The organism is Streptoalloteichus hindustanus (assembly GCF_900129375.1).
Classification (GTDB): Bacteria; Actinomycetota; Actinomycetes; order Mycobacteriales; family Pseudonocardiaceae; genus Streptoalloteichus; species Streptoalloteichus hindustanus.
Genome location: NZ_FQVN01000006.1, coordinates 57,764 through 70,773 on the forward strand (window position 1 = coordinate 57,764; position 13,010 = coordinate 70,773).

Sequence of the window (13,010 nt, forward strand, 5' to 3'; positions counted from 1 at the left end):
GCCATGCGGGTCGTGGGGCTGGTGGTGCTGCCCGGCAGTCGGATGTTCGACGTGGCCGTGGCCACCGAGGTGTGGGGCGTCGATCGAACCTCCAGTGGGGTGGGCGTGTTCGAGCTGCGGATCTGCGCTCCTGGCCGGCGCGGCGTGGACCTGAGCCCCGCCGGCGCGATGCGCGCCACCCACGGCCTGGACGGGCTGGCCGACTGCGACCTGGTCGTGGTTCCCGGGCGGGAGGACCCGCACGCGGCCGTTCCCCCGTCGGTCCTGGCGGCGCTCCGGGCGGCGCACGAGCGGGGCGCGGTGGTGGCGTCGCTGTGCTCCGGCGCGTTCACGGTGGCGGCCGCGGGCCTGCTCGACGGCCGTCCCGCCACCACCCACTGGCTGCTGCTCGACGAGCTGGAGCGGGCGGCTCCCCGGGTCGAGGTCCGCCGCGACGTGCTGTTCACCGAGGCGGACGGGGTGTTCACCTCGGCGGGAGTGGCCGGCGGGGTGGACCTGTGCCTGCACCTGGTCCGCCAGGCGTGGGGCACCGAGGTGGCCTCGGCCCTCGCGCGCCGGATGGTCACGCCCCCGGTGCGCGAGGGCGGCCAGCACCAGTACGTGGAGGCGCCGCTGCCGCGCCGGCCGGATCGCCCGGACATCGCGTCCATTGTGGACTGGGCGGTGCGGCGGCTCGACGAGCCGATCGGGGTCGCCGACCTCGCCGCGCGCAGCGGGATGAGCGAGCGCACGTTCCACCGGGCGTTCCGCGCCGCGACCGGCAGCACGCCGGGCCGATGGCTTCTGCTGCAACGACTTCGGCACGCGCAGCGGCTGCTGGAGACGACGGACCTGTCCGTCGAGCGGATCGCCGGGCGGGCGGGCCTGGGCACGGCGGCCAACCTCCGGCGCCGGATGCGCGCCGAGTTCGGCGTCGGCCCCGCCGCCTACCGCCGCACCTTCCGGCCCGCCGCCTGACCCGGCGTCAGGTCGCCGACCGGGAGCCGAGTTTCTCCACCATCAGCCGGTAGAGCTGACGCGGCCGGCCGGGCCCCACGGTGCGCACCGGCGGGAGCTGCCAGGCCAGGCCCATCTCCGCCAGGGTCTGCAGCAGGCGGCGCGCCGTCCTGGGCGTGATCGCCAGCAGGTCGGCGACCCGGCCGGCGTCGACCACCGGCGGAGCGGGGAAGGACTCGGCCTCGCGCAGCGCGGTGACCAGGCGGTCCAAAGTGGACATCGCTTTGGCCATGGCTTCGGCCTGCGTGGGCGGCGCGGCGCACGCGAGCGCCGGCAGCGGGAGGACCTCCCCGTCGTGGCCGACGACGTGGCTGCCGCCGTCGCCGGCGGCCCGGCCGTGGGCCAGCGCGGCCCGCGCGTGGGCGTCGGCCTCCCGCGCCGTGCGGCCGAGCCCGATGCCCAGGTCGACGTCCAGGCCCAGGTCGCAGCGGACCCGCTCGACGAACGGGGCCACCCGGAAGTCCTCGGTCGCGGCGACGAGGCCGCCGAGCGTGGCCACGACGTAGTAGCTGTCCTCGTCCCTGGGCACCACCGTCGCGCCCACCCGGCGCGCCTCCTCCCACAGGGCGCGGTACACGGCCAGTCGGCGGTCGTGCTGGCAGTGCGGGTCGGACACGTCGACGGCCGACGGCGGCAGCTCCACGATGCCGATCGCGACCTGCGTCTCCTCCAGCCGGCTGTCGACGCCCAGCAGGGCCGCCGCGCGCAGGGACTCGCGGATGGTCGCGGTGGTCGGGCGCATCAGCAGCACCGGCACGCCGGAGGCGGCGAGGCAGTGCGCCACGGCCTGCGCGCTGGTGACCGCCAGCGTCGTCCGGCCCTCGCGCCAGAGCCGCTCGTGGAAGGCCACGAACTCGCCGGGTGACTCGGGGCCGCGGTACTCCATCACGTGCACGTCCCGGACCGGCACGTCGATGTCCTGGTAGGCGTCGGTGATCTCGGCCTCGCACAGCGTGTCCACGCTGACCCGGCTGACGTCGCAGCGGTCGGTCAGGGTGGCGCGCAACAGGGTGCTGTGGAGCGCCGCGCCGGACAGCGGGATGTAGGTCGAGGGCACGGTGACGACGCCGGACCGCCGCGCCAGGTCGTAGGGCAGCGGGCCGGCGAACAGGCACGCGTCGATCTCGCCCGTTGCCCGGGACAGCCGGTGCGCCACGTCGTGCTCGTCGGTGTAGGCGATGCCGGCCAGGCACCAGTCGGCCAGGCCGCGGGTGAGGCCGGCCCCCAGTTCGATGATCTGCTTGACCAGGTCGGCCGGCCCCACGACGCCGACCACCGGGTGGTGCGGGACGACCGCCTCCACGGACTCGGTCACCGTAGGCCCCCCTGACTCGCTCTGGTGTCCCTCCGCGCATGTCTCGCTGGGTCAATTGTGCTCTTGTCCCGCCCCCTCGGGTGTGGGGGCTGTCCCCCGCGCCCGAACCGGCTGCTCCGCCGCCCTGCGAGCCGGGGGCCTGGCTCGGCGTTCCCGCGACCGGGACATGGGCGGTTGCCCGTCATCTCGGTCTGTCCACAGTGAACATCCACAATGGACGCAGGTGGGAAGCTGGCCCGTGGGATTCTGTCCGCTTTCTGTCGCAGGCGGGCCGGGACCTCCGTGTGGTACCGAGGTTTTCCGTCGCCTCCTCGGTCAGAGCGACGCGAAACGCGGTGGTGCCAGGGGAATTCAGGTGAGGGCCAGGGCAGGTGGGTGGGCCGGGGCGCCGCTGCGCGGGGGAGCGACGGCGCCCCGGCCCGGGCCGACGTCGAGGGTGTGGGCCGCCTCGGCGTCGACCGGCCCCGGAGCCCGGGGTCGCGTGGGGAAACGGAGAGCCACACGAGATCCGGGCTCCGGAGGGCTCGTCCGCGAGCCGGGCTGACCTTCGGCCCTGTCCGCCGTGGCATGCAAGCGAATCATCGTCGCAAGTTTCGGTGTTCAGCCGATCGAGGGAGAGATCGACTAGGCCGAAATCCGTAGGCTTCCGGCCACCACCACCGTCGTTCAGGTCGAGGAGTTGCCGTGGCGGAGGCGTTCAGGGCCAGTGTGCGGTTGCGCCGGGTCGGTCGGGTTCTGCGGCAGTGGCGCGAGCGCGCCGGCATGAAGGGCAGGGGGCTGGAGGTCGCGCGCAGCCTCGGCTGGTCACAGGCGAAGCTGAGCCGGTTGGAGAACGCGACCCAGCCCATCAACCCGGTCGACGTGCTCGCGCTCGGGCTGGTCTACCGGATTCCCGAGGACGAGCGCGACGCCCTGTTCCTCACCACGCAGAGCGCCCAGCAGCGGGGCTGGTGGGCCGAGATCGGGCCGTACGCGCTGGTCGAGGCGGCACAGGACTTCGTCGAGCTGGAGTCCGAGGCGTCGCTGCTGCGGTCGTACAAGGCCGACCTGATACCCGGGCTGCTCCAGACCGAGGAGTACGCCATCGCGCTCGCCGTGGTGGACCTCCCCCGGGTCACGGAGGAGACGGCGCGGCAGCGGGCCGCCGTGCGCATGACGCGGCAGAAGCGGTTGCACGGCGACCGGCCCATCCGGGTGGAGGCGGTGATCAGCGAGGCGGCGTTGCGCCAGGTGGTGGGCGGCCCCGAGGTGGCGCGCGGGCAGCTCCGCCGGTTGGTCGACCTCTCCGAGATGCCCAACGTCCTGATCCAGGTCATCCCGTTCGGCGTGGGCGCCTACCCGGCGATGGGCTCCACCTTCGACGTCCTGTCCTTCGACCAGGACCACTACGACGACGTCGTGTACCTGGAGAGCCTCGCGCAGGGCTCCTACATGGAGGACGTGGAGATCGTTTCGGGCTACACGCTCAACTTCGCCGGCCTGCAGGAGTTCGCGCTGGACCGGGACGCGTCGGTCAAGATGATCACGGAGATCGCCGCCGGGATCGGGTAGGAGGGGAGCGAGGTCGTCGCGGTCGAGGCCCGGTGTCTCGGTCCTGGTTGATCCCGCGACATCCCGCCTGACGCGGAACCCTTGCGCTGTAAGGGGATCTGCGTCGCGACCCACGCCAGGCCCGGTGCGGGAGATCTTCCGTCCCGGCCGCCGAGCGGGGAAACCACTGGGGAGGGAGCGCGTGCTCAGGACTGGTCGAGCGCCACCCGCACGCCGAGGGCGACCAGCACGCCGCCGGTCAGGCGCTCCAGGGTGAGCCGCACCCGGTCGCGGGTGAGGGCGCGGCCCAGCGCGCCGACCGCGAACGAGAAGACCCGCCACCACAGGACGGCGCTGACCAGGAACACCACCGCGAGCACGGCCGAGGTCGTCGCGCGCGGCTCGTCGGCCGCGACGAACTGCGGCAGCAGGGTGAGGAACAACAGCGCGATCTTGGGGTTGAGCAGGTTGTTCAGCACTCCCTGGCGGAACGCCGCCCCGCGCGTGACCGGCTCGCCCGCCTCCGCCGCGACCTCCGGCGCTGGCGCGGAACCGGCCCCGATCCCGCGCCTGGCGTGCCAGAGCGCGGTCACCCCGAGGTAGACGAGGTAGGCCGCGCCCGCCAGTTTCACCACCGTGTAGGCGGTGGCCGAGGCGGCGAGCAGCGCGGAGAGCCCGAGGACCGCCGCGGCGGCGTGCGCCGCGATGCCCGTGCAGCAACCGAGTCCGGTCCACCAGGCGAGGCTCGCCCCGCCGCGCATCCCGTTGCGCAGCACGATCGCCCAGTCCGGTCCGGGCGTGACGGTGAGGACGGCGACGACGAGCAGGAAGGGGAGGATCAGTTCGGGCATTTAGCCATGCTAAGAGCTTTTCGGCGCCAGACAAGGGCCGCACAAGGGGCGTACCGTCGCGACGGTGAGCGACTACCAGCACATTCTCGTCTCCCGCGAGGCCGGCGTCGTGCGGGTCACCATGAACCGGCCGGAGCGGCGCAACGCGTTGTCGGCCGCGATGCTCACCGAGTTGCGGGCGGCGTTCGAGGAGATCGCCGCGACCGACGCCAGCGGCGTGGTGCTGGCCGGCAACGGCCCGGTCTTCTCCGCCGGCCACGACTTCGCCGACGTGGTCGCCAGGAACGCCGACGAGGTGCGGGAACTGCTCGCGCTCTGCACCGATCTGATGCGCGCCATCCAGTTCGCGCCCCAGGTCGTCGTCGCGAGGGTGCACGGCCTGGCCACCGCGGCCGGCTGTCAGCTCGTGGCCTCCTGCGACCTCGCGGTCGCCGCCGAGTCCGCCGGTTTCGCCCTGCCCGGCGGCAAGGGCGGCTGGTTCTGCCACACCCCGGCGGTGCCGGTGGCACGGGCGATCGGGCGCAAGCGGCTGATGGAGATGGCGTTGACCGGCGACGTCGTCGACGCCGCGACGGCGGGCGAGTGGGGACTGGTGAACCGGGTCGTCCCGGACGCCGGGCTGGACACCGCGGTGGACGAGTTGCTCGCCCGCGCCACCAGGGGCAGCCGGGACAGCAAGGCGATGGGCAAGGCCACGCTCTACTCGCAGCTCGACCGGCCGGAAACCGACGCCTACGAGATCGCGGTCCAGGTCATGGCGGCGACCTCGCAGTCGCCGGCGGCCAAGGAGGGCATGACGGCGTTCCTGGAGAAGCGGCCCCCGGTCTGGCCCGACTAGCAGCGCGCCCGCGCCGCGCGCCGTTGCCGCCCGCCCTCGCCGAGCGGGAACGCCGATCGGGATCGCCAACCGGACCGGCCGCCCGGTTCCGGGGCTCCCGCGAACCCCGCCGCGCCGGCACAATCCCTTAACGGAACGAAGCGTTAACGGAAATGGTCGGCACCGGCGAACGGAGCGCGCGGATGGACGAGACGAACCTCCCGGCTGACCGGGCACGCCACCTGCTGCGCCGGGTGGTCGCCAGCGGCGCCAGCGAGCCCGCCGTCGCGCCGTTCACCGGTCGGCCGTTCACCGACCTGCCCCAGTCCACGCCGGAGGACGTGGCCACCGCCCTCGGGCGCGCGGCCGAGGCCCAGCGCGCCTGGGCGGACGTCCCGGTCCGGGACCGCGCGGCGGTGCTGCTCCGGTTCCACGACCTGGTGCTGCGGTGCCAGGACGAGATCCTGGACCTGCTCCAGCTGGAGACCGGCAAGGCCCGGTGGCACGCCTACGAGGAGATCGCCATCGCGGCGATCAACGCCCGCTACTACGGCCGGCGCGCCCCCGGGCTGCTGGCCCGCCGCCGGCGGGGCGGGGTGATCCCCGGGCTCACCTCCGCGCGGGAACTGCGCCACCCCAAGGGCGTCGTCGGCCTGGTCTCGCCGTGGAACTACCCGGTGGCGCTGGGCGTCTCGGACGGTCTGGCCGCGCTCGTCGCCGGCAACGCGCTGGTGCACAAGCCGGACAACCAGGGCGCGCTCGCCGTGCTCCGCTGCGTCGACCTGCTGCACGAGGCCGGCCTGCCCGAGGGGCTGTGGCAGGTGGTGCTCGGCGACGGGCCGACCGTCGGCGGCGCGGTCGTCGACAGCGCCGACTACGTCTGCTTCACCGGCTCGACCCGCACCGGGCGCACCGTCGGCCGACGGGCCGGCGAGCGCCTGGTCGGCTGTTCGCTCGAACTGGGCGGCAAGAACGCGATGCTCGTGCTCGACGACGCCGACGTGAACCGGGCGGCCGAGGGCGCGGTGCGGGCCTGCTTCTCCTCCGCCGGCCAGCTCTGCGTCTCGATCGAACGGATCTACGTGGACCGGCGCGTCCACGACGTGTTCGTCGCGGCGTTCCTGCGCCGGGTCCGCGCGATGCGGCTCGCCCCCGGCACGGACTGGTCGGTGGACATGGGCTCGCTGGTGTCCCAGCGGCAGCTCGACGCGGTCCGGGCGCACGTGGACGACGCCGTCGACAAGGGAGCGCGGGTCCTCGCCGGGGGTCGGCACCGGCCCGACCTCGGCCCGTACTTCTTCGAGCCGACCGTGCTCGCCGACGTGACGCCGGACATGGCGTGCTTCGCGGACGAGACCTTCGGCCCCGTGGTCGCGATCCACCCCTTCGACCACCTGGAGGAGGCGGTCGCCGCCGCCAACGCCACGCCGTACGGGCTGAACGCCAGCGTGTGGAGCCGGGACCGGTGCCGGGGCGCCCGCGTCGCGGCCCGGCTGCGCGCGGGGTCGGTCAACGTCAACGAGGGTTACGCCGCCAGCTACGGCAGTGTGGACGTGCCGATGGGCGGTGTGGGAGCCTCCGGGGTGGGTCGCCGGCACGGCGCGGACGGCCTCCTCCGGTTCACCGAGGCGCAGGCCGTCGTGACGCAGCACGTGATGGGACTGGGCCGTCCGCCCGGGGTGAGCTACCCCCTCCTGGCCAGGGGCTACACCCTGATGTTGCGGGCCCTCCGCCGGATCGGCAGGGCGTGACCGGGCTGTCATCCGACCCGGACCGATGAACGGCTGTTACACAACTGTCGGTTCGCCGCGAAACACCCGGCTTACCTTCGTCGCCACTCGACGGAAGGGGAAGCAGGGTGAACTTCGGGGAGTTCGTGGCGTCCCGCCGGGAGGCGTTGGTGCGCCGCGCGTGGACGATGACCGGCAACCGCGCGGACGCGGAGGACCTGGTCCAGACGGCGTTGACCAACACCTTCGCCGCGTGGGACCGCCTCCGCGAGCCCGCGGCGGCCGACGCCTACGTCCAGCGCGCGATCACGAACACGTTCACCTCGTGGCTGCGTCGCAAGGCCCGTCGGCACCAGGAGCTCCCGACCGCCGAGCTGCCCGAGCGCCCCGACGAGTGGGACACGCAGGCGGAGGTGGTGGCGCGCGACGAGTTCGACCGGTCGCTGGTGACGCTCCGCGCCGCGCTCGGCTCCCTGACACCGCGTCAGCGCAGCGCGGTGCTGCTCCGGTACGTCGACGGGCGGACCGAGGCGGAGACCGCGAGGATGCTGGGCTGTTCGGTGGGTACCGTGAAGAGCACGGTGTGCCGGGCGCTGGCCAGGATGCGGAACCTGCCCGCGGTGCTCGCGATGCGGGTGGAGAACGGGATCGCCGTGCCGGAGCCGAGCCCGGTCCCCGCCCCGCCCGCGCTGGCGGAGCGGGGGCTGCTCGCCGCGTGAGCGGGGGACGGCGGGTGTCCCGGCGCCAGGGCACGAACGGGACGGGAGAGCCGGGAGAGTGCGTGGGGTTCGCGGTGGCGTCGTCGCCGCCGTGGTGGTGGCGGCGGGACTGGGCGTGGCGGTCGCGATGACCGGCTGCACGCCGGCCCCGGCGCTGCGGGTGGAGGGGAGCGCCCCGTCCTCCTCCGCCGCGCGGCCGTCGGCGGTGTCGCTGGACCCCACCGACATCCGCACGGTCGACCTGCGCAGCGTCATCCTCGCCGACCCCGGGGTCGGCCCCCTGGTCAAGCAGGCGGTGCTCACCTGCCACACCTGCGGGCAGGAGAACCCGACCTACGTGGACCTCACCGGAGACCACGTGGAGGACGTCGTCGTCGTGATCCGGCAGCCGGAGCGCAAGGACGTCGCGGCCCTGTTCGTCTACAGCTTCCAGCGGGGCGAGATCCGGCAGATCTTCTCCTTCTACGGCAACGAGGACATCTCGGCCAGGGAGAGCGGCGGCGACCTGGTGGTGCGGCACCGGTCGGGCGCGGAGGTCGTGCGCGCGCGGTGGGACGGCGTCCTCCTGTCGGTCGTGGAGAGCTCGGACGGGCGCCTGCGCCCGACCGGGCCGGCGTCGACCGCGCCGGGGCCGGTCGGGCCGGGGCCGACCGCGCCGGGGCCGGTCGGGCCGGGGCCGTCGGCGAGCGCGCCCCCGTCCTCCTCGGCGAAGGGGCCCACGGTGAAGGGGCCGAGCCGGTGACGCGCGCGCTGACCGCGCTCGTGGTCGTGGTGGCGGTCGGCTCGCTCGTCGGCTGCGCGCGGCAGACGGCCCTGCACGTCGAGGGGGCCGCGCCCAGCCCGGTCGGCAGGACGACCGCGCCGGCGGTCCCCGCGCCGCTGTCGGGCCAGCCGGCCCCGGACAGCGTGCACGACATCGACCTGCGGAGCACGGTGCTGGCGGACACCGCGGTTTCCCAGCACGTCAAGGACTTCCTCACCCGGTGCGACGACTGCGGCCTGCAGAGTCCGTCCTATGTGGACCTGACGGGGGACGGGCGGGACGACGTGATCGCCCAGGTGGCCTCCGGCGCCGAGGACACCGGCGGCGAGATGGCGTACTACGTCTACAGTCTGCAGGGCGGCGCGGTCCGGCAGATCTTCGGCGTCACCGGGACGAGCGCGATGGAGGTGTGGCCGGACAACGGCGACCTGATGCTGTGGCGCGCGATCTACTCGCCCGGCGACCGGTACTGCTGCCCCTCGGGCGAGGAGACCGTCCGCTACGCCTGGGACGGGCGGCGGCTGGCCGAGGCGAAGCGGTACCCGGAGCGCCGACCGCCGACGCGGAGCAGACTTCCCACCGTCACCCCGATGCCGAAGGAGACCCGGTGAGCTCCGAACCCGCCACCGAGGTGCTGCTCGTGGAGGACGACGCGGTCATCCGCGAGGCGACCCAGCTCGCCCTGGAGCGCTACGGCTTCCGGGTCAGGACCGCGCCGGACGGGCTGGTCGGCCTGGAGTCCTTCACCGCGGCCGCGCCGGACATCGCCGTCCTCGACATCATGCTGCCGCACCTGGACGGCATCAGCCTGTGCCGGCGCATCCGGGACGCCTCCGCCGTCCCGGTGCTGCTGCTGTCGGCGAGATCGGACCCGCTGGACGTCGTGCAGGGCCTGGAGGCCGGCGCCGACGACTACGTCACCAAGCCGTTCGACACCCAGGTCCTGGTCGCGCGCATCCGGGCCGTGCTGCGGCGCTCCGGGGTGGAGCCGGTGACCGACCCGGGCGGCGTGGAGGTCTTCGGCGGCCTGGAGATCGACCGCGCCGCGATGGAGGTGCGGCGGGAGGGCGAGCTGCTGTCGCTGACGCCGACCGAGTCCCGGCTGCTGCTGGAGTTCGCCGCCGAGCCGGGCATCGTGCTGTCCAGGGACACGTTGCTGCGCCGGGTGTGGGACTACCCGGCGGGCGGCGACACGCGGGTCGTGGACGTGCACGTGCAGCGGCTCCGGGCGAAGATCGGCAAGGAACGCATCGAGACGGTGCGCGGCTTCGGGTACAAGCTGAGGCGCTGAGGCGATGCGACTGTGGGTCCGGCTCTCCGCGGCGATCGCCGGAACGGCCGCGTTCGGCGCGCTGACCCTGGGCTACGCGGTGCACGAGGCGACCGAGCAGAACCGGCTCGCCAACGGCCGGCAGCTCATCGACCAGCGCCTCCAGCTCGCCGCCGAGGCCTACGTCGAGCAGGGCGGGACCCCGTTCGGCGTGACGGTCGAGGACCCCGGCGTGCCGAGGGAGCTGGTGGAGTCCGCCCGCTCCGGCCACCGGGCCACCTACCTCCAGGAGACCGACGACGGGCCGCTGCTGTGGGCCGCCACCGTGGTCGACGGCGAGCTGCTCTCGGTGCGGTCCTCCTACCAGGCCGAGCGGGACGCGCTGCGGGAGCTGGACCAGACGCTGGTCCTGGCCGGCGTGATCACCGTCGGCGGAGCGAGCCTGCTCGGCGTGCTGCTGGCGGTGGGCATGTCCCGGCGGCTCGGGGCCGCCGCGCGCACGGCGCGGCGCATCGCCGCCGGCGAGCTGGACGCGCGGGTCCGCGACACCATCGGCACCCGGGGCCGGGACGAGGTGGCGGAGCTGGGCAACGCGATCGACGCGATGGCCGCCGCGCTGCACGACCGGCTGGAGGCCGAGCGCCGGGTGACGGCGGACATCGCGCACGAGCTGCGCACCCCGGTCACCGGCCTGGTCACGGCGGCCGAGCTGCTGCCGCCGGGGCGGCCGACGGAGCTGGTCCGGGACCGGGTGACGGTCATGCGGCGGCTGGTCGAGGACGTGCTGGAGGTGGCCAGGCTGGACGCGGGGGCGGAGTCGGTCGAGGCCGAGGAGGTGCTGCTGAGCGAGGTGGCGCGCGGCGCGGTGGCCGAGTCCGGCGACGACGGCGAGCCGGCCCCCGCGCTCACCGTCGAGCGGGATGCCTTGGTGAGCACCGATCCCCGCCGGGTGCGGCGGATTCTCACCAACCTGCTCGTCAACGCGCGTCGGCACGGCGCGCCGCCGGTCGAGGTGCGGGTCGTCGGCGCGACGGTGGAGGTGCGCGACCACGGGCCGGGGTTCCCCGAGGAGCTGTTGGAGCTGGGGCCGCAGCGGTTCCGCACCGGCGCGCGGGAGCGGGGGCGGGGGCACGGGCTGGGGCTGACGATCGCGAGCGGGCAGGCCGCGGTGCTCGGCGCGCGGCTCACCCTCGGCAACGCGCCCGACGGCGGGGGACTGGCGGTGCTCGACCTCCAGCCCCGCGCGGCGGAGCGGTCCCCGTGAGCTGGTGGCTCTGAGTCCTCGGCTGTGAGTCCTCGGCGGTGAGCCCTCGGCGGTGAGCCCTCGGTTGGGGGCCTGACGGTGCGTGGTCGGGCATCGCCTGCCCGGGGATGACTCGATGGGGGGTAGCCCGGGGTGTGGTACCCAACCGCATGCGTCGACGCAGGGCCAGGGAGGCGCCGCTGTGGTGGGTCCGGGCGGTCAACGAGGCGGTCGCGCACGGCGTGCCCGACACCAGGCTCGGCCGGCCGGACGGGTGGCGGGTCGGCCAGCCGGGGACCTACCTCGCGGTGTGCGGCCGGCCGGTGCTGCCCGCGCCGTCCCACCTGAGCTCGTGGGTCCCCCGGTGCCGCCACTGCCGGGCGTGGGCCCGCCGGTGGGCGGACCTGCCGTGGCCGCAGCTCCCCTGGCGCGAGCCCGACTTCGACGACGACTGAGGGCGCCGGCGGGGACGCTGGCAGGGGACGCCGACAGGTGGTCGCCACGCGGTCGGGCGCGTCACCGGGCGATGAAGTCGTTCACCTGGATCGGTGCCGGCAGCAGGTTGTAGGCGCGCATCAGGTCGGCGACGCGTTGGATCTTCACCGCGGTCAGGGTCGGCGGGTAGACGCCGGGGGCCATCAACGCCACGGTGCTGGGATCGATGCCCGCGTAGCTCGGCAACACCTTGGCCACCTCCGCCCGGTCGCCGGCCCGGTGCTGCGCCTCGGTCAGGGCCGCGCGGAACGCCGCGAGCGTCCGGGGGTTGCGCTCCGCGAACTTGCGGCCGCAGACGTAGCCTGACAGGGGCATGTCGGCGGTGGGGCCGGTGGCGGTGTCGGCGAAGAGCTGCGTGCCGGCGGAGATCTGCAGGCCGGTGAGGTACGGCTCGATCAGCCAGGCCGCGTCCACCTCGCCCCTGGTCATGGCCCCGCTCATCGCCTCGAACGGGAGGTGCGCCCACTGGATGTCGCCCGCCGCGACGCCGTGCGGGTGCAGCGCGGTGCTGGTGAGCAGCACACCGAGCCCCTTCGGGTTGTTCACCGCGATGCGGGGCTTCGGCCGGTCCCTTGGCTTGCGGTAGGTCGAGTCGCGCGGGGTCACCAGGCCGGTGGTCAGCGGTGCGGACTGGTACGCCTCGCCCACCAGCCGCAGGTCGCGGTTGCCCCCGTAGTTGGTGAACACCGACACCCAGCTGTCGAACAGCACGTCGACCGGACCGGCGTCGAGGTCGACCCGGTTCTCGCCGGTCAGGTCCATCGACACCAGGTCGAGGTGCAGCCCGTGCCTGGCGAAGATCCCGTCCCGGATGCCGAGGTGCAGCGCCGCCACGTCGGGCACCGGGAGCACCCCGACGCGCACGACGCCCTTCTCCGGGGGCGGCGGCGTCGACTGGCCCTCGGATCCCCGGCCGCCGCACGCGCCGAGCAGCCACGCCCCGGCGGCGACGCCACCGGCCAACAGGGTCCGACGGCTGGTCCGGCCCGGCGCCGGTCTCCGGGTGGCCGCGGTGTCGTTCCTGGTCATTTCCCGCCCTCTCGGAGGTGCGCCGCCTCCGCCGTTTTCCGCCCCTGGTTCCGGGACGCCGCCCGGGGGTGCCGAGGTTCGGCCCGGTCGTCCCCGCATTCCGTTTCCGGTCGTGGTCTCCGCAATGACCCGAAATGGTTCGACCAATTCGGACCGGCGATTTCCCGCTGGCCGGCGCCCTGTGGAGAACGGACGGTAGAGGACGGTCGGCGGTCGCGGAACCAACGAACGACGTGGGACGAACGGGGGAGT

The 13,010-nt window shown here is 74.3% G+C and carries 13 protein-coding genes; 10 read left to right on the forward strand and 3 right to left on the reverse strand.

The annotated features are described in order from the left end of the window. The first annotated feature begins 3 nt into the window (after positions 1 to 3). Positions 4 to 957 (forward strand): GlxA family transcriptional regulator, encoded by a 954-nt coding sequence (locus tag BUE43_RS19040; RefSeq protein WP_073485130.1) that lies wholly within the window; start codon positions 4 to 6, stop codon positions 955 to 957. Between the two features lie 7 nt (positions 958 to 964). Here the strand turns inward: BUE43_RS19040 and BUE43_RS19045 are convergent, their stop codons facing one another. Then, entirely contained in the window at positions 965 to 2,311 is a 1,347-nt protein-coding gene (locus BUE43_RS19045) for a helix-turn-helix domain-containing protein (RefSeq protein WP_083959834.1), read from the reverse strand. Between the two features lie 684 nt (positions 2,312 to 2,995). On the opposite strand from BUE43_RS19045, the gene BUE43_RS19050 reads away from it, so the two are divergent. After that, positions 2,996 to 3,862 (forward strand): helix-turn-helix domain-containing protein, encoded by an 867-nt coding sequence (locus BUE43_RS19050; RefSeq protein ID WP_073485132.1) that lies wholly within the window; start codon positions 2,996 to 2,998, stop codon positions 3,860 to 3,862. A 185-nt stretch (positions 3,863 to 4,047) separates the two neighbouring features. Here the strand turns inward: BUE43_RS19050 and BUE43_RS19055 are convergent, their stop codons facing one another. Continuing rightward, the gene (locus BUE43_RS19055; RefSeq protein ID WP_073485134.1) at positions 4,048 to 4,692 is read right to left on the reverse strand and encodes a LysE family translocator; all 645 of its coding nucleotides are present in this window, start codon (positions 4,690 to 4,692) and stop codon (positions 4,048 to 4,050) included. A gap of 64 nt (positions 4,693 to 4,756) precedes the next feature. On the opposite strand from BUE43_RS19055, the gene BUE43_RS19060 reads away from it, so the two are divergent. From BUE43_RS19060 to BUE43_RS19095, 8 genes are all read left to right on the forward strand, one after another. Next, positions 4,757 to 5,530: an enoyl-CoA hydratase-related protein gene (locus BUE43_RS19060; RefSeq protein ID WP_073485137.1), complete on the forward strand. Its 774-nt coding sequence runs from the start codon at positions 4,757 to 4,759 to the stop codon at positions 5,528 to 5,530. 182 nt (positions 5,531 to 5,712) lie between these two features. Continuing rightward, the gene (locus BUE43_RS19065) at positions 5,713 to 7,260 is read left to right on the forward strand and encodes a succinic semialdehyde dehydrogenase (RefSeq protein ID WP_234995799.1); all 1,548 of its coding nucleotides are present in this window, start codon (positions 5,713 to 5,715) and stop codon (positions 7,258 to 7,260) included. Between the two features lie 107 nt (positions 7,261 to 7,367). Then, a complete protein-coding gene (locus tag BUE43_RS19070) occupies positions 7,368 to 7,958 on the forward strand; it encodes a SigE family RNA polymerase sigma factor (protein WP_073485142.1) in 591 nt (196 codons plus the stop codon). Positions 7,959 to 8,016: 58 nt separating this feature from the next. Next, complete coding sequence (locus BUE43_RS19075) at positions 8,017 to 8,700, forward strand: hypothetical protein (RefSeq protein WP_073485144.1); 684 nt, start codon at positions 8,017 to 8,019, stop codon at positions 8,698 to 8,700. After that, the gene (locus BUE43_RS19080) at positions 8,697 to 9,332 is read left to right on the forward strand and encodes a hypothetical protein (protein ID WP_073485147.1); all 636 of its coding nucleotides are present in this window, start codon (positions 8,697 to 8,699) and stop codon (positions 9,330 to 9,332) included. Before BUE43_RS19075 ends, BUE43_RS19080 begins: the two co-directional genes overlap by 4 nt. Continuing rightward, positions 9,329 to 10,012 carry a two-component system response regulator CseB gene (cseB, locus tag BUE43_RS19085; protein WP_073485149.1) on the forward strand — a complete coding sequence of 228 codons (684 nt, stop codon included), beginning with the start codon at positions 9,329 to 9,331 and terminating at the stop codon, positions 10,010 to 10,012. Before BUE43_RS19080 ends, cseB begins: the two co-directional genes overlap by 4 nt. A 4-nt stretch (positions 10,013 to 10,016) precedes the next feature. After that, positions 10,017 to 11,255, forward strand: coding sequence for a sensor histidine kinase (locus BUE43_RS19090; RefSeq protein ID WP_073485151.1), 1,239 nt, complete (start codon positions 10,017 to 10,019; stop codon positions 11,253 to 11,255). Between the two features lie 149 nt (positions 11,256 to 11,404). Continuing rightward, positions 11,405 to 11,689, forward strand: coding sequence for a hypothetical protein (locus BUE43_RS19095; protein WP_073485153.1), 285 nt, complete (start codon positions 11,405 to 11,407; stop codon positions 11,687 to 11,689). Positions 11,690 to 11,750: 61 nt separating this feature from the next. Here BUE43_RS19095 and BUE43_RS19100 read toward each other — a convergent pair whose 3' ends face one another. Then, positions 11,751 to 12,758 carry an ABC transporter substrate-binding protein gene (locus BUE43_RS19100; RefSeq protein WP_159447755.1) on the reverse strand — a complete coding sequence of 336 codons (1,008 nt, stop codon included), beginning with the start codon at positions 12,756 to 12,758 and terminating at the stop codon, positions 11,751 to 11,753. Positions 12,759 to 13,010: the final 252 nt, after the last annotated feature.